This is a genomic window from Streptomyces sp. NPDC090127 (assembly GCF_044746945.1).
GTDB lineage: Bacteria > Actinomycetota > Actinomycetes > Streptomycetales > Streptomycetaceae > Streptomyces.
This window is the reverse complement of sequence record NZ_JBIVDE010000004.1, coordinates 667,930-683,864: the sequence shown is the minus strand read 5'-3', so window position 1 is coordinate 683,864 and position 15,935 is coordinate 667,930. Positions and strand designations below refer to the sequence as shown.

The following is a 15,935-nucleotide window of genomic DNA, read 5'->3' as shown; positions in this document are numbered from 1 at the left end:
GATCCGGAGTGCCTAGGGGAGAGTAACGACCGTCGCGGCGAACACGAGACCCGCCCCGAAGCCGATGATGAGCGCCGTGTCGCCGCTCTTCGCCTTTCCGGTCGCCAGGAGCCGCTCCATAGCGAGCGGAATCGAGGCGGCCGAGGTGTTGCCGGTGGTTTCGACGTCACGCGCGACCGTGACGTGCTCCGGCAGCTTCAGAGTCTTCACCATCGAGTCGATGATCCGCATGTTCGCCTGGTGCGGAATGAAGACGTCAAGGTCGTCCGCCGAGATTCCGGCGGCGTCCAGCGCCTGCTGGGCGACCTTGGCCATCTCGAAGACGGCCCAGCGGAACACCGCCTGGCCCTCCTGCGTGATGGCGGGGAACTTGATCTCGCCCTGCTCGTTGAGGGGGAGCTTGGAGACGTCGCCGACGTGGAACTCGTTCCACGGGACCGTCTGCTTGATCGTCTCGGACTTGTCGCCCTCCGAACCCCACACCGTGGGGCCGATGTGCGGCACGTCGGAGGGGCCGACCACGACCGCGCCGGCGCCGTCGCCGAACAGGAAGGCCGTCGCGCGGTCCTCCAGGTCGGTCAGGTCGCTCAGCCGCTCGACGCCGATGACCAGGACGTACTCCGCCGAACCCTCGACGACCATGCCCTTGGCGAGGGTCAGACCGTAGCCGAAGCCCGCGCAGCCGGCGGAGATGTCGAACGCGGCCGGCTTGCCCGCGCCGATCTTGTCGGCGATCTCGGTGGCGACGGCCGGGGTCTGCTTGAAGTGCGAGACGGTGGAGACGACCACGGCGCCGATCTGCTCCGGGCTGATCCCGGCATCGGCCATGGCCTTCCCGGAGGCCTCGACCGACATCGCGGTCACGGTCTCCTCGGGGGAGGCCCAGTGGCGGGTGGTGATGCCGGAGCGCGAGCGGATCCACTCGTCGGAGGAGTCGATCTTCTCGAGGATCACCTCGTTCGGCACGACCCGGGTGGGGCGGTAGCCGCCGACACCCATGATCCGCGCGTACGGGGCGCCCTTGCTGGGCTTGATCTTCGACATGCTCTACGGCTCCTTCTCAGGCTGCAGTGTGCTCGGCGACGAGCGTGCGGGCCGCGTCGAGGTCGTCGGGGGTCTTCAGGGCGACGGTCGGCACGCCCGGAAGCGCGCGCTTGGCGAGACCGGTCAGGGTGCCGCCGGGGCACACCTCGATCAGCGCCGTCACGCCCAGGGCCTTGAAGGTCTCCATGCACAGGTCCCAGCGGACCGGGTTGGCGACCTGGCCGACCAGGCGCGCGATGACCTCGCCGCCGTCGGCGACGACCGCGCCGTCCCTGTTGGAGACGTAGCGCACGCGCGGGTCGGAGAGGGTCAGCTCCTTCGCGGCGGCCTCCAGCTTCGCGACCGCCGGGGCCATGTGGTGCGTGTGGAACGCGCCGGCGACCTTCAGCGGGACGACGCGCCGGGTGCCCTCGGGCTTGTCCTCGGCGAGGGCGGCCAGCTGCTCCAGCGTGCCGGCGGCCACGATCTGACCGGCGCCGTTGACGTTGGCCGGGGTCAGGCCGAGCTTCTCCAGGTGCGGGACGACCGCGTCGGGCTCGCCGCCGAGGAGCGCGGCCATGCCGGTCTCGGTGATCGCGGCGGCCTCGGCCATCGCCAGGCCGCGCGTCCGTACGAGACGCAGGGCGGAGGTGTCGTCGAGGACACCGGCGAACGCCGCGGCCGTGATCTCGCCGACGCTGTGGCCCGCGACGGCGCCGGGGGCGATGCCGGGGACGGCCTCGTCGAGCGCGGCCGCGGACAGCAGGCCGGCGGCGACGAGGAGCGGCTGCGCGATCGAGGTGTCACGGATCTCGTCCGCGTCGGCGTCGGTGCCGTAGTGGACGAGGTCAAGACTGATGGCCTCGGACCAGGCCGCCAGACGGTCGGCGGTACCGGGGAGTTCGAGCCAGGGAGTCAGGAAGCCGGGCGTCTGAGCGCCTTGGCCGGGAGCGACGAGTACGAGCACCCTCACACTCTCTCTTGTGGACGGCTCCCGGCGCCCGTGAGGACTAGGACGAAGAACCGTCGGGGGAATTGTTGGTGTTCGACAAAAGTCTAGGACTGTGAATCGCCGTCGGCCAAGCGTCCCAGGATCAGCGCGATTCGCAGCGTGAACGCGGACCGGACATCGGAGGGTGACCAACCGGTGACGTCTGTCACACGTCGAAGCCGGTAGCGCACGGTGTTGGGGTGCACGAAGAGCATCCTCGCCGCGCCTTCCAGACTGCTCGCCTGCTCCAGATAGACACTCAGAGTTTCCAGCAGCGCCGAGCCCGCTTCCTCCAGCGGTCTGTAGATCTCCTCCACCAACTGGTCGCGGGCAGAAGGGTCGGACGCGATGGCGCGCTCCGGCAGGAGATCGTCCGCCAGGACCGGCCGGGGAGCGTCCTGCCAGGCCGTACACGCCTTGAGTCCGGCGGCGGCGGCCTGCGCGGAGCGGGTCGCGGCGAGCAGGTCGGGGACGACGGGCCCGGCGACGACCGGCCCGGCGGCGTACGGCCCGATCAGCGCCTTGGCGACGGCGAGGGGGTTGTCGTTGCCACCGGCGATGACGACCAGCCGGTTGCCGAGGACGCCGGTGAGGACCTGGAGCTTGGCGTGCCGGGCGGCGCGCCGGATCGCCTCGACGGTCAGCTCGCTGTCGCCGTCGGGGGCGGTGCCGAGGACGACGCAGACGTGGTCGGGCGAGTTCCAGCCGAGGGCGGCGGCCCGTGAGACGGCGCCCTCGTCGGCCTCGCCGGAGAGCACCGCGTTGACGACGAGGGACTCCAGGCGCGCGTCCCAGGCGCCCCGGGCCTCGGCGGCCTGGGCGTAGACCTGGGCGGTCGCGAAGGCGATCTCGCGGGCGTAGACGAGGAGGGCCTCGCGGAGGATGGACTCGTCGCCGGGGGCGGCGACCTCCTCGATCGCCGTCTCCATGACCTCGATGGTGGTGCGGACCATCTCGACGGTCTGGCGCAGTGTGATGGCGCGGGTCAGCTCGCGGGGCGCGGTGCCGAAGACGTCGGTGGAGATGGCCTGCGGGGTCTCCGGGTGCCGGAACCACTCGGTGAACGCGGCGATACCGGCCTGGGCGACCAGACCGATCCACGACCGGTTCTCGGGCGGCATCGCCCGATACCACGGGAGCGTCTCGTCCATACGGGCAATGGCGTTGGCGGCGAGCCGACCGGACGACTGTTCGAGGCGCTTGAGGGTCGCGGAATGGGGATGAGCGGCGTTCGTGGGTTCGGGCACGGGAACAAGACTGCCTTATCGGGACGCCCGGGTGCGGGGTCGGGGCCGTTTCCCCCGTGGGGCCGCACCTCCCGGCCGCCGCGCCGCCGGGTGGCGCTCCCGGGCTACCGTTTGCGGGTGATGCGTATCCAGCGGGCCGGGGACCGTTACCCCGGGGGCGACGCGGCGGGTGGGATCGAGACGTGGCACGCGTTCTCGTTCGGGCCGCACTACGACCCCGACAACCTGCGCTTCGGCGCCGTGCTCGCCTGCAACGAGGAGCGGCTCGCGCCCGGGGCGGGCTTCGACGAGCACCCGCACCGGCACACCGAGATCGTCACCTGGGTCGTCGAGGGCGAGCTGACCCACCACGACACGGCCGCCGGTCACACCACGGTCGTCCGCCCCGGTGACCTCCAGCGGCTCAGCTCCGCCGGGGGCGTACGGCACGAGGAGCGCAACGACGCCGACGTGCCGCTGGTCTTCGTCCAGATGTGGCTCGCCCCGCTGGAGCCCGGCGGCGACCCCGCGTACGAGATCGTCCGGGGCATCGCCGACTCCACCCCCTACGCCCTCCCGGAGGCGGCCGCGATGCTCCACGTCCGGCGCCTGGAGCAGGGCGCGCGCACGGCCGTCCCCGACGCCGACCTCGTCTACGCGCACGTGGTGCGGGGCACGGTCCGCCTCGCCGGCGAGGAACTCGCCGCCGGTGACGCGGCCCGCGTCACCGACACCCGCGACCTGGCCCTCCTCGCCACCTCGGACGCGGAGCTGCTCCTCTGGGAGATGCGGCGCCCCTGAGGCACCCCGCCCGCGTCAGCGGGCCACCGCGCTCTTCGCGCGCCACTGCTCCCAGCCCACGTTCCACGCCCCGTAGCCGTTGCCCTCCGCCACCGTGCCCTTCGTCTCCGCGCCCTGGATCTCGAAGGGGTCCCCGGGGCGGACCTGGCCGTAGAACCACGCCGCGTCCGCGTCGCTCATCCCGATGCACCCCGAACTGCGGTTCGCACGGCCGAAGTTGGCCGCGTTCCAGGGCGCCGCGTGCGCGTACATGCCCGACCACGTCAGCCGCATCGAGAAGTCGACCATCTTGTCGTACGCGTCACCGAGCCCGACCGTCTCCGAGTTCATGTTGATCGTGCCCTCCTTCGCCATCAGCACCGCCGTACCCCGCCACGACCGCTTGTCGCCCCCGGGTGTCCCACCCGATACGGGGATCGTGCGCACGGCCCGCCCGTCGCGCTCCAGGACCAGCCGCTTGGTGTCCAGGTCCACTTTCACCACCTGCGCCGCCCCGGCGACCGTGAACCCGGTCCGGTAGTCCCGCACGAACCAGCCGCCGCCCGAGTCCGTCCCGTCGAGCGTCGCGTCCAGATCGACCCGGGTTCCCGGCTTCCAGTACTCCTTCGGCCGCCAGTCCACCCGGTCTCTGCCCGAGTAGTCCTTCAGCCAGCCCCACGAGCCGACCGTCCCGTTCGAGGTCGTCACCTTGAGCTGCTTCTCCACCTCGGCCCGGTCCGTCACCGGCAGGTCGAAGACGATCGACAGCGGCTGCCCGACCCCGACCGTCGTGTTCTTCCCGGGCGCCAGCGTCAGCTTGTTGACCCGCGCCGCCGGGGCGGTCGTGAACCTCGAGTCGGTCGTCGCCTCCTTCCCGCCCGCCGTACGGGTCGTCGCCTCCACCCGGTACGAGGTGCCCGGCACCGCCTTGCGGTCCGAGACCCAGGTCGTCCCGTCGGCCCCGGTACGCCCCACCAGCAGACCACCCTCCGCGTCCACCACCCGCACGCTCCTCAGCGTGCCGCCGGCGGCCGTGACCGTCACCGGCCGGCCCGCCGCCGGGCGGACGACGGTCACCTTCGCCGCCGCCTCCGCCTGCTCGGAGGCGCCGGGACCGCCCGTCGCACGGGGCGCGCCCACCGCCCCCGCCGAACAGGCGGCGAGCGAGCCGCAGAGGGCGACGGCCGCGAGCGTCCGGCGTATTCGGGTCCGTGCGGGGCGTGCGGGCGCGGGGCGGTCAGGGCGTGCGGGAACCACGGAAACCTCCGGAAAAAAGTGTGGGATGCCCGGACTGTAGGCCGCCGCACCGCCCTCCGGCGCTCTGTGACGAGGGGTGGTGAGGAACGGTCATCGTCCGGTCACACACGACGCGCGGCCCGGTCAAGGACGGCTGTGAGCATCCTGTGCGCCCCCGACCGAGGGGGCGGACCAAGGAGGCTCACGTTGTGTCAGCTCTGCTCGTGACGGCCGCACCGCCGCAGACCACTCGGCTCGAGCCCGTCACCGTCGAGACGTACCGGGCCTTCCTCGCGCGCGGCGAGGTGCGCCCCAGCTTCCTCCAGTGCCCCTCCTGGGCCGACGTCAAGGACGGCTGGCGCCACCAACTCCTCGGCTGGGGACCGGAGTCGGGCTCCGGTCCGACGGGTGTCGCCCTCGTGCTGCTGCGCCCCTTCCCCGGCACCCGCAAGTTCTTCGCCTACCTCCCCGAGGGCCCCGTCGCCGACTGGTCCGACCCGGACATCGACGGCTGGCTCGGCCCGCTGCTCCGGCACCTGCGCGCCGCCGGCGCCTTCGCCGTACGGATCGGTCCCACGCCGGCCTTCCGCCGCTGGAACGCCCTCACCCTCAAGGCGCACACCGGGCCGGGGCGGCGGCTCTCCGACGTCCTCGCCGACGAGGTCGACCCGCTCGGCACCGCCGTCGCCGAACGGCTCCGCTCCCGTGGCTGGCGCCGCTGCGGCGGGGACTCCACCGGCGACTCCGACGGAGCCGACGCCCAGCCCCGCCACGTCTACCAGGTGCCGCTCCTCGGCCGCAGCTCGGACGACCTGTGGAAGGGGCTCAACCAGGAGTGGCGGCGCAACGTCCGCAGGGCCCGCACGTCCGGGGTCGAGGTCGTCGTCGGCTCGGCGGCCGACCTGCCGGACTTCTTCCGGCTGCTGCGGATCACCGAGGAGCGTGACGGCTTCCGGCTCGGCCGCTCCCTCTCCTACTACGAACGTCAGTACGCGGTCCTCAACGCCGAGCAACCCGGACGGATGAAGCTCTACCTCGCCCGCCACGAGGGCGAGACCCTCGCCGCCCACACGATGATCACGGTGGGGAAGCGGGTCTGGTACCAGACCGGCGCCTCCGCCGACCACCGCCGCGAGGTCCGCCCGTCCAACGCCCTGCAGTGGCGGATGCTGCTCGACGCCCACGCGCAGGGCGCCGATGTCTACGACATGCGCGGGATACCCTCCACCCTTGACCCGGACGACCGCGCCCACGGTCTGCTGCGCTGGAAGCTCGGCACGGGCGGGCAGGCCGTCGAGACGCTGGGGGAGTGGGAGACACCGTTGGCCGGAACGACCAACCACGCGCTGTACCGGGCGTTCCAGGCGTACCTGGCCCGCCGATGACGACCACCCTCGCGAAGCCGGAGCGGGGGCCGGAGCCCGGGGCGAGGCACCGCGCCGCCCCCTCCGTGCTGCGCAGCGGCGCGCTCATGGCCGCCGGATCGCTGGTCTCGCGCGCCACGGGATTCGTCCGCTCGGCGATCGTCGCCGCCGCGCTCGGCGTCGGCGGGATCGCCGACGGGTACGCGGTCGGCAACTCCATCCCCACCATCGTCTACATGCTGCTCCTCGGCGGCGCCCTGAACGCGGTCTTCGTGCCCGAACTGGTCAAGGCCGCCAAGGAGCACGAGGACGGCGGCGTCGCCTACACCGACCGGCTCCTCACCGTCTGCGTCTGCGCCCTGCTGGTGCTGACGGCGGGCGCGGTGTTCGCGGCGCCGGCGATCGTCGACGCGTACACCGACTACAGCGGCGCGCGGGAGTCGATGACGGTCGCGTTCGCCCGGTACTGCCTGCCGCAGATCTTCTTCCTCGGCCTGTTCACCCTGCTCGGCCAGGTGCTCAACGCGCGCGGCCGGTTCGGCGCGATGATGTGGACGCCGGTCCTCAACAACGTCGTCGTCATCGCCGTGTTCGGGCTGTATCTGACGACGGCCGTGACGGGCTCCGAAGGGCTCTCGGCGGCGGAGACCGCGCTGCTCGGCTGGGGCACCACAGGAGGCATCGCACTCCAGGCACTGGCGCTCGTGCCCTCGCTGCGGGGCGCCGGCTTCCGCTGGCGGCCGCGGTTCGACTGGCGCGGCAGCGGTCTGACGTCGCCGCTGCGGTCGGCGGGCTGGCTGGTGCTGCTCGTCCTGACCAACCAGGCCACGTACTGGGTGACGACGAAGCTCGCGACGGCGGCGGGGACCCGGGCCGAGGAGCTGGGCGCGGGCGGCGGCCTCGGCTTCGCCGCGTACAACAACGCCTATCTGCTGTGGGCCGTGCCGCACGGCATCGTCACCGTCTCGCTGGTGACCGCGCTGCTGCCGAGGATGAGCGGGGCCGCCGCCGACGGCGACCTGGCGGGGGTCCGGCGGGACGTCTCGTACGGGCTGCGCGCGTCGGCCGCGGCGGTCGTCCCCTCGGCCTGCGCGCTGTTCGTGCTCGCGGTGCCGCTGATGAGCCTGGTCTTCCAGTACGGCAGGACCGACGCGGCCGACGTCCGGGGGATGGCCTGGATCCTGATGGCCTTCGCGCCGGGCCTGGTCGCCTTCTCGGGCCAGTACGTCTGCACCCGCGCCTTCTACGCGCTGCGCGACACCAGGACCCCGTTCCTGCTGAACCTGGTCATCGCGGCGCTGAACGCGGGCCTCTCCCTGACCGCGTACCGGCTCCTGCCCCCGACCTGGGCGGTCGCGGGCATCGCCGCCGGGTACTCGCTGGCGCTCTGGGCGGGCTGGGCCCTGACCGCGTACGCGCTGCGGCGCCGGCTGGGCGGTGCGCGGAGCGACTCCGTGCCCGGGGCCGCCGGGTCGCTCGCGCGCCTCGGCGTGGCCGCCCTGCCCGCCACCGGGTACGGGCTCCTCGCCACCGACGTCACCGCCCCGGCGGGCGCGTTGCCCGCCACGCTGGCCGGCGGGCTCGCCGTCCTCGCGGTCTTCGCGGTACTGGCCCGGCCGCTCCGGCTCACGGAGGTGAGCGGCCTGCTGACCACCACGGGCCGCCGCCTGCGCGTGATCCCCCGCCCCCGCCGCGGCTGAGCCCGCCGATCCGGCCGACATGGCCGACCCGCCCGACCCGCCCCACGCGGCCGACCCGCCCGACGCGCCCCACGCGGCCGACGCGCCCGACGCGGCCGACCCGCCCCACGCGGCCGACCCGCCCGACGCGCCCGACCCGCCCCACGCGGCCGACGCGCCCGACGCGGCCGATCCGGCCGGCCGGAGCCCCGGGGGCACCCGGCGCTCCCTCCTCTCACCTTGGGATACTCCTCGAATGCCTCGCGTGCTGCTCATAGAAGACGACCCCTCCGTCCGCGAAGGGGTCGAGCTGGGCCTGCGGCGGCGCGGGCACGAGGTGCGGGCCGCGGCGACCGGAGAGGCGGGGCTCGCGCTGCTCACGGAGTTCCGGCCCGACCTCGTCCTGCTCGACCTGATGCTGCCCGGCATGAACGGCGTCCAGGTCTGCCACCGGATCCGTGAGACCAGCCAGCTGCCGATCATCATGCTCACCGCACGCGGCGACGACTTCGACATCGTCGTCGGTCTGGAGGCCGGCGCCGACGACTACATCGTCAAGCCCGCCCGCACCGAGGTCATCGAGGCCCGCATACGCGCCGTCCTGCGCCGCATCGAGGAGCCGGGGAGCGGCCGCCCCGCCGCCGAGTTCCACGGCGAACTCGCCATCGACCGCGCGGGCCTGACCGTCGCCAAGTCCGGCGAACGGCTCGCCCTCGCGCCCTCCGAACTCAAGCTGCTGCTGCATCTGACCGCCCACCCGGAGCAGGTCTTCAGCCGCCAGCAACTCCTCGAACACGTCTGGGAGCACAGCTACCACAGCGACGCCCGGCTGGTGGACGCCTGCGTCCGCCGCCTCCGCAACAAGATCGAGGACGCCCCCGGCACCCCCCGCTACATACAGACCCTGCGCGGCTTCGGCTACCGCTTCGGACCGCTGTGAAGCGCCGGAAGCCCGACGAGGCCGCCCGGTCCGGCTCCCGCGGGCCGCGCCTCCTGCGGAACCGCCTCCGCCCGTTCGGCCTGCGCACCCGACTCGTCCTCGCCTTCCTCCTCGTCGCCGCCGTCGGCTGCGGCACCACCGCCGCCCTCACCTACCGGGCCGCCCGCAACGCGATCCTCGAACAGGCCCAGGACAACGCCGTCTCCGCCTTCCGCGAGCAGGTGGGGACGCTCTCCACCACGCTGCCGGTCGACCCGGACGACCTGCGCGCCGAGCTCTTCCGGATCGCCAAGCAGGGCAAGCCGCACCCCTGGCGGGTCTACGCCGAGTACGGCGACATCTGGGTCTCCTCCACCGACCGCCCCACCTCCAGCGTGCTCACCGCCGAACTGCGCGCCCGCGCCCGGGGCACCACGCACGCGGGTTTCCAGCGGGTCCTCAAGGACGGCACCGCCTACCTCACGATCGCCGTCCCCACCCTCCTCAAGCCGGGCCCCGGCGCCGAAGGACGGCCCACCGGCCTGGTCCTCTACGCCGTGGTGGACATGAGCAACGAGCAGGAGAACATCGAGGCCATGGTGGCCGCCGCGCGCGGCGGCGCCCTGCCGGCCCTCGCCGTCGCCCTCATCCCCGCCCTGATCGCCGCCCGGAGCGTGCTGCGTCCGGTGCGGGACCTGCGGCGCGCCGCGCACAGCATGGGCCGGGGCGAGCTGGACACCCGTATCCACGCCAAGGGCAGCGACGAACTCGCCGACCTCGCCCGGACCTTCAACGAGTCCGCCGCCGCACTCCAACGCTCGGTCGCGGAGCTCCAGCGCGCCGAGGCCCGGGCCCGCCGGTTCGCCTCCGACGTCTCCCACGAACTGCGCACCCCGCTCGCCGGGATGCTCGCCGTCACCGAGGTCCTCGACGAGGACGCGGCCCATCTGCACCGGGACACGGCCGCCGCCGTCCGGCTCATCAGCGCCGAGACCGGCAAGCTCGCCGACCTCGTGGAGGACCTGATGGAGATCTCCCGCTTCGACGCCCGCGCCGCCGAGCTGCACACCGACGAGGTGGACGTCGCCGAAACGATCCGCCGCACCCTGGCGAGCCGCCACTGGACCGACCCGGACCAGCTGGTCACCGACCTCCCGCCCGGCATCCGCGCCCCGCTCGACCCGCGCCGCTTCGACGTGGTCGTCGCCAACCTGGTCGGCAACGCGCTGCGGCACGGCCGCCCGCCGGTGACGGTACGGCTCTTCACCGACGGCCCCTGGCTGGTCACCGAGGTCGCCGACCGGGGGCCGGGCATCGCGTCCGAGGTCCTGCCGCACGTCTTCGACCGCTTCTTCAAGGCCGACCCGGCGCGCGCCCGCTCCTCCGGCAGCGGCCTGGGGCTCGCGATCACCCAGGAGAACGTACGGCTCCACGGCGGCACCGTCCTGGCCGCCAACCACCCCGACGGCGGGGCCGTCTTCACGGTGAGGATCCCCCGGTGAGCCGGCAGGCGCGCACCCACCGCCGGGTCACGGCCGCGCTCGCCCTGCTCCTCGCCCTCGGGGCCTGCGGCATCCGGGGCACCGAGGTCGTCGAGGCCGGCGACGCGGCGGCCGTCCCCGTCCAGCCGCCGACCGCCCTCAGGATGACCCTCTTCTTCGTCAGCGCCGACGGGCGCCTCCTGCCGGTGGTACGGGAGGGGGACGGCGTACCGGAGAACCGGCCGGTGCCGGCCGCCACCCGCCCCGACGGCACGCCCCTGACCGACGACGAGCAGCCCTGGGGCGCGCGGGCGGACGCGGGCAAGCCCCTGAAGGTGCTCGCCGCCCTGATGGCCGGCCCCACCGACGCCGAACGCGCCGCGGGCCTGCGCACCCGGCTGCCGGGGCCGGAACACCGGGTGCACGAGCTGTTCGTGAGCGCGGACGCGGCGGCACCGGCGCGGGACGACGGCCTGCCGGTGTTCCGGGTGCGGTACACGGGCCCGGTCATGGACCTGCAGCCGCTCGCCGTCCGGCAGATCGTCTGCACGACCGTCTTCTCCCAGCACCCCGCGGGCCTGGTCTCGGTGCTCCTCACCGGCCCGGACGGCTCCCTGCCGGCCCAGTCCTGCCCCGTGACGACGGACGGACCGGAGTAGCTCCCACCTCCGGCCCTCAGGCCGCGGCGCTCCGGTCTCAGGCCCCGGTGCGCAGCTCCGCGAGCACCGCGTCGGTGAACGGCGGCCACGCCTCGACCGCCCACGGCCCGAAGGGCCGGTCGGTCAGCGCCACGCACGCGGCCCGCGCGTCCGGGTCGATCCACAGGAACGTGCCCGACTGCCCGAAGTGCCCGAACGTACGCGGCGAGGACGAAGTCCCCGTCCAGTGCGGCGACTTGGCGTCGCGGATCTCGAAGCCGAGCCCCCAGTCGTTCGGCCTCTGGTGGCCGTAGCCGGGCAGGATGCCGGTCAGACCGGGGTACGTCACCGTCATCGCGTCCAGCACCGTGCGCGGGTCGAGCAGCCGCGGCGCCTGCACCTCGGCCGCGAACCGCACCAGGTCGTCCACCGTCGACACGCCGTCCTTGGCGGGCGAGCCGTCGAGCGTCGTGGACGTCATCCCCAGCGGCTCCAGGACGGCCTGGTGGAGGTAGTCGGCGAAGGCGATGTCCGTCGCCTTGGCGACATGGTCGCCGAGCGCCTCGAACCCGGTGTTGGAGTAGATCCGCCGGGTGCCGGGCGCGGCCGTCACCCGCTGCTCGTCGAAGGCGAGCCCCGAGGTGTGGGCCAGCAGGTGCCGGACCGTCGCGCCCTCGGGCCCGGCGGGCTCGTCGAGGTCGATCGCCCCCTCCTCGTACGCGACGAGGACGGCGTACGCGGCCAGCGGCTTGGTGACCGAGGCGAGCGGGAACCGCTGTCCGGTGGGGCCGTGCGCCCCGGCCAGGGTGCCGTCCGCGCGGACGACGGCGGCGGCCGCCGTGGGGACGGGCCAGTTCTCGATCAACGCCAGGCTCTGGAGGGACATGGGGCCGAGCCTACTTGCTTCGAGTGCACTCCAAGGTCCTAGCGTGGTGGCCATGAGCGTGATCGAGAGCAGCGCCGCCCACTACACCATCAGCGAGGTCGCCGCCCTGACCGGGCTGTCGGCGCACACCCTGCGCTGGTACGAGCGGATCGGGCTGATGCCGCACGTCGACCGCTCGCACACCGGGCAGCGCCGCTTCTCCCGGCGCGACCTGGACTGGCTGGCGTTCGTCGGCAAGCTCAGGCTGACGGGGATGCCGGTCGCCGGGATGGTGCGGTACGCGGAACTCGTGCGGGAGGGCGACCACACCCGGGAGGAGCGGCGCGAGCTCTTGGAGGCCACCCGCCGGGACGTGCTGTCCCGGATCACGGAGCTCCAGGACGCGCTGGCCGTGCTCGACATCAAGATCGGTCACTACGGAACCACCTGCGGAGGCACGACCCCATGACCAGGATCGACACCGTACGACTCGGCGGCCAGGACGGACCCGAGATCGGCGTCCAGGGCTTCGGCGCCATGGGCATCAGCGAGTTCTACGGCGACACCGACGAGGCCGCCGCCCGCGACACCCTCGACGCCGCGCTGGAGGCCGGCGTCACCCTGATCGACACCGCCGACATCTACGGCAGCGGCGCCAACGAGGAGTTCCTGGCGCCGTTCCTCGCCCGCCACCGCGACGAGGTCGTCCTCGCCACCAAGTTCGCCATCGAGCGGCGCGCCGACGCCCCGGAGTACCGGGGCATCCGCAACGACGCCGCGTACATCCGGGGCGCCGTGGAGGCCAGCCTGCGCCGCCTGGGCGTCGAGACCATCGACCTCTACTACATGCACCGGCGCGACCCGCGGATCCCCTTCGAGGAGTCGGTCGGGACGATGGCGGAGCTGGTACGGGAGGGCAAGGTGCGGCGGCTCGGCCTGAGCGAGGTCACCGGCGCCGAGCTGCGCGAGGCGCACGCGGTGCATCCGATCGCGGCCCTGCAGTCGGAGTGGTCGCTCTTCTCGCGCGACGTCGAGCGCAGCGCGGTCGGCGCGGCGGCGGAGCTCGGGGTGACGTTCGTGCCGTACTCGCCGCTCGGCCGGGGCTTCCTGACCGGCGCGTTCGCGGACGCCTCGAAGGACCTGTCGGGCGGCGACTTCCGGGCGTACCAGCCCCGCTTCACGGGCGACAACGCGACACGGAACGCGGCTCTGCTGGCACCGGTCCACACGATCGCGGCCGACCACGGGGCGACGGCGGCGCAGGTCGCCCTGGCCTGGGTCCAGCAGCGCGCGGACGTCCACGGCCTGACGGTCGTCCCGATCCCGGGCACCCGCAAGCGCGCCCGCCTGCTGGAGAACGCGGCGGCGACCAGCCTCCGGCTCACCGCCGAGGAGCTGGCCGTGCTGGAGCCGATCGCGGCGCAGGTCGCGGGCGACCGCTACCCGGACATGAGCTCCACGTCGGCGGCGCGCGAGTAGGCACCTCCTCGCGTGAGCGCGACCCCTGAGTTTGGCGCTCACGCAGGGCCCCGGGGTCCGTGCTCACGCGAGCCCCAGGGCGAAGACCGCGAACCCCGCGGCGAGGAGGCCGGCCGCGGTGCGCCGGCCGGGACCGGTCTTCGTCCAGGGGGACTCGAAGCGGCGCGCGTACCGCCCGATCAGGACCAGCAGCCCCGCGAAGAGCGGCATCCACGCGAGGCGGGCGAGGATCCAGCCGACCGAGTCCGGCGCCCCGACCAGGCCCGGGACCTCACCCGCGTACGCGGCGGGGATCGCGGCGGCGAGCATCGCCGTCTGGTGCCAGCACAGGACGGTCATGGCCGACAGGTTGACGACCACGACCGGCGCCCACAGCGCGGGCCTCCTCAGCAGCGTGCCGAGCCGGTCGCGGAGCAGGATCGCGGCCCCGCCCTGCGCGGCGGCCAGAGCGAGGACGAGCAGCGACGGCGGGTGCGAGTTGGTGCGGACCTCGCCCGGCACGCCGACCATCGACGCCGGGTAGCCGAAGACGAGCAGCAGCGCGGCGAAGAGCGCGGCGCCGCCGAGCAGCAGCCCCCACGCGTGGCGCCGGGTGACCCGCCCCTCGCCCCAGGAGACGCCGAGCTGGTAGGCGAAGAGCCAGCCGGGCAGGATGTTCAGGACGCTGAGCCAGGACGGCACGGCGTCCGCGTACGGCCCGTAGCGCAGGAGGTCGACGACGGCGACGGAGCCGAGCAGCGGGGCGGCGGCCCAGACACCGGTCCGGCGGGCGGCGCGCAGACAGAGCGGGGTCAGGGCGGTGACGACGGCGTACACCCCGACGAACCAGAGCGGCTGGATCACCAGCGTGGACGCGGTCCGCAGGGTGTCGCCCGGCACCCCGAACCCGTGGTGGAGGAGGGGGAGGAGGGCCGCCCAGACGGCGGTGACTCCGAGGACGGGCCGGCCGAGCCGGGCGAGCCGCCCGGTGAGCCAGGCGCGGGTGGAGCCTTCGTGCCGTCGGAAGGAGAGCGCCGAGGCGTACCCCCCGACGAGGAAGAAGATCCCGAGCATCTGCAGGATCCAGCTGACGGGCGCGAGGCCGGCGAACGCGGCGAGCGGGCTGGCGTTGTGGATCGCGCCGTCGGCGGAGAGGGTGAAGCCGCCGAGCAGCCAGTGCCCGGTGGGCACGGCGAGCAGGGCGAGGGCACGCAGGCCGTCGACGGCGCGGTCGCGGTGGGCGGGGGTACGGGCCTCGACGCGGGCGGCCAGCCCGCGCATCGTCGTCGTGCTCATCGGACGTCCCCCTGGGCGATGGCGGCGAAGGTGCGGAGGGAGTCGGTGCCGGGCGCGAAGTAGCCGTCGTGACCACGGGCGTCGGCGGCGGGAACGCGGCGGGCGCCGAACGCGGGGTCGGTGGGGTCCGCGCCGTGCCCGAGTCCGGCGAACTCGACGTTCGGGATCCGGTCGATCCAGTCGGACGGGTCCTTGGCGGCCCAGACACGGGCCGAGGTGCCCAGCGCGCCGACGTTCGCTGCGCGCATGCCGGGGGAGCCGAGGACGACGAGGTCCTTGGCCTTCAGTCGGTGCGCGGCGAGACCGCAGACGACGGAGCCGTAGCTGTGGCAGAACACGGACGGTTCGGGCGCCCCGACGGCCGCGAGCCCGTCGACCAGCCGGGTCAGCCTCTCGGCCCCGGCCTCGGCGAGGTCCCCGGTGGCGGCGTCCACGCCGACGCCGACGGGGGTGGTGTAGCCGGCCCAGGCGATGACGGCGGTACGGCCGTGGGTGGCGCGGCGCAGGGACTCGGCCATGTCGGTGAGGGGCCGGATGTTCCCGGCGTCGATGTCGGACCCGGGGACGACGACGGCCACCTGCTCGGCGGTGGCGAGGTCGCCGTGGACGAGGGCGACCTGGCCCCGGCCGCGCGGGTCGGAGGCGAGGACCTGCCGGCCGGCGAACCGCCCGCCGAGGGTGCGGGCGTTGGCCTCGTACCGCAGCGGGAGCGGCACGCCGTCGAGGTTGCCGACGACGGAGGGGTGCGTGCGCACGAGCTCACGCTGCCGGGCGGGGCTCAACCCCGCGAAGAACGCGGCGATTCCGGCCGGAGTGGTGGTCTCGGGATCGGGCAGCCCGTCCGCCCGCCAGGCCTCCGCCCCGACGGGCGCCCCGGTCACGGCCTGCTGCGCGTTCCCGGACGCCCACCCGGCGGTTCCGGCCACCACGGTCGTGGTCAGCGCGGCGGCGACCAGGGTCCTCGTGTAGCGACGCATGC

At 73.9% G+C, this 15,935-nt stretch carries 15 protein-coding genes; 8 read left to right on the top strand and 7 right to left on the bottom strand.

Features of this window, described 5'->3' with window-relative positions; translation table 11 throughout:
- Positions 1–12: 12 nt before the first annotated feature.
- The 3 genes from ACIPPS_RS18685 to fasR all read right to left on the bottom strand — a co-directional run bounded on the left by ACIPPS_RS18685 (position 13) and on the right by fasR (position 3,261).
- The gene (locus tag ACIPPS_RS18685) at positions 13–1,044 is read right to left on the bottom strand and encodes a ketoacyl-ACP synthase III (protein WP_401432963.1); all 1,032 of its coding nucleotides are present in this window, start codon (positions 1,042–1,044) and stop codon (positions 13–15) included.
- A gap of 16 nt (positions 1,045–1,060) precedes the next feature.
- Positions 1,061–1,990 carry an ACP S-malonyltransferase gene (locus ACIPPS_RS18680; RefSeq protein WP_401432961.1) on the bottom strand — a complete coding sequence of 310 codons (930 nt, stop codon included), beginning with the start codon at positions 1,988–1,990 and terminating at the stop codon, positions 1,061–1,063.
- Between the two features lie 89 nt (positions 1,991–2,079).
- Positions 2,080–3,261 carry a fatty acid biosynthesis transcriptional regulator FasR gene (fasR, locus tag ACIPPS_RS18675; protein ID WP_401432958.1) on the bottom strand — a complete coding sequence of 394 codons (1,182 nt, stop codon included), beginning with the start codon at positions 3,259–3,261 and terminating at the stop codon, positions 2,080–2,082.
- A gap of 120 nt (positions 3,262–3,381) precedes the next feature.
- On the opposite strand from fasR, the gene ACIPPS_RS18670 reads away from it, so the two are divergent.
- Positions 3,382–4,041 (top strand): pirin family protein, encoded by a 660-nt coding sequence (locus ACIPPS_RS18670; protein WP_401433168.1) that lies wholly within the window; start codon positions 3,382–3,384, stop codon positions 4,039–4,041.
- A 15-nt stretch (positions 4,042–4,056) separates the two neighbouring features.
- Here the strand turns inward: ACIPPS_RS18670 and ACIPPS_RS18665 are convergent, their stop codons facing one another.
- On the bottom strand, positions 4,057–5,277 hold the full coding sequence (locus ACIPPS_RS18665) for an Ig-like domain-containing protein (protein WP_401432955.1): 1,221 nt from the start codon (positions 5,275–5,277) through the stop codon (positions 4,057–4,059).
- Between the two features lie 188 nt (positions 5,278–5,465).
- On the opposite strand from ACIPPS_RS18665, the gene ACIPPS_RS18660 reads away from it, so the two are divergent.
- The 5 genes from ACIPPS_RS18660 (at position 5,466) to ACIPPS_RS18640 (ending at position 11,358) form a co-directional block, all read left to right on the top strand.
- A complete protein-coding gene (locus ACIPPS_RS18660; RefSeq protein WP_401432953.1) occupies positions 5,466–6,641 on the top strand; it encodes a lipid II:glycine glycyltransferase FemX in 1,176 nt (391 codons plus the stop codon).
- Positions 6,638–8,320 carry a murein biosynthesis integral membrane protein MurJ gene (gene murJ / locus ACIPPS_RS18655; protein ID WP_401432950.1) on the top strand — a complete coding sequence of 561 codons (1,683 nt, stop codon included), beginning with the start codon at positions 6,638–6,640 and terminating at the stop codon, positions 8,318–8,320. The genes ACIPPS_RS18660 and murJ overlap by 4 nt, the downstream gene beginning before the upstream one ends.
- A gap of 235 nt (positions 8,321–8,555) precedes the next feature.
- Positions 8,556–9,239: a response regulator gene (locus tag ACIPPS_RS18650; protein ID WP_401433165.1), complete on the top strand. Its 684-nt coding sequence runs from the start codon at positions 8,556–8,558 to the stop codon at positions 9,237–9,239.
- Positions 9,236–10,720 carry an ATP-binding protein gene (locus ACIPPS_RS18645; protein WP_401432947.1) on the top strand — a complete coding sequence of 495 codons (1,485 nt, stop codon included), beginning with the start codon at positions 9,236–9,238 and terminating at the stop codon, positions 10,718–10,720. The genes ACIPPS_RS18650 and ACIPPS_RS18645 overlap by 4 nt, the downstream gene beginning before the upstream one ends.
- Positions 10,717–11,358 (top strand): hypothetical protein, encoded by a 642-nt coding sequence (locus ACIPPS_RS18640; RefSeq protein ID WP_401432944.1) that lies wholly within the window; start codon positions 10,717–10,719, stop codon positions 11,356–11,358. The genes ACIPPS_RS18645 and ACIPPS_RS18640 overlap by 4 nt, the downstream gene beginning before the upstream one ends.
- 37 nt (positions 11,359–11,395) lie before the next feature.
- On the opposite strand, the gene ACIPPS_RS18635 is transcribed toward ACIPPS_RS18640, so the two are convergent.
- The gene (locus tag ACIPPS_RS18635) at positions 11,396–12,223 is read right to left on the bottom strand and encodes a serine hydrolase domain-containing protein (protein WP_401432941.1); all 828 of its coding nucleotides are present in this window, start codon (positions 12,221–12,223) and stop codon (positions 11,396–11,398) included.
- A 52-nt stretch (positions 12,224–12,275) separates the two neighbouring features.
- Between ACIPPS_RS18635 and ACIPPS_RS18630 the strand changes: the two genes are divergently transcribed.
- Positions 12,276–12,671: a MerR family transcriptional regulator gene (locus ACIPPS_RS18630; protein ID WP_401432939.1), complete on the top strand. Its 396-nt coding sequence runs from the start codon at positions 12,276–12,278 to the stop codon at positions 12,669–12,671.
- Entirely contained in the window at positions 12,668–13,681 is a 1,014-nt protein-coding gene (locus ACIPPS_RS18625; protein ID WP_401432936.1) for an aldo/keto reductase, read from the top strand. Before ACIPPS_RS18630 ends, ACIPPS_RS18625 begins: the two co-directional genes overlap by 4 nt.
- A gap of 63 nt (positions 13,682–13,744) precedes the next feature.
- Here ACIPPS_RS18625 and ACIPPS_RS18620 read toward each other — a convergent pair whose 3' ends face one another.
- Both ACIPPS_RS18620 and ACIPPS_RS18615 read right to left on the bottom strand, forming a co-directional pair.
- Positions 13,745–14,956, bottom strand: a complete 1,212-nt coding sequence (locus ACIPPS_RS18620) for an acyltransferase (RefSeq protein WP_401432934.1) — start codon at positions 14,954–14,956, stop codon at positions 13,745–13,747.
- Entirely contained in the window at positions 14,953–15,933 is a 981-nt protein-coding gene (locus ACIPPS_RS18615; RefSeq protein ID WP_401432931.1) for an alpha/beta hydrolase, read from the bottom strand. Before ACIPPS_RS18615 ends, ACIPPS_RS18620 begins: the two co-directional genes overlap by 4 nt.
- Between the last annotated feature and the right edge of the window lie 2 nt (positions 15,934–15,935).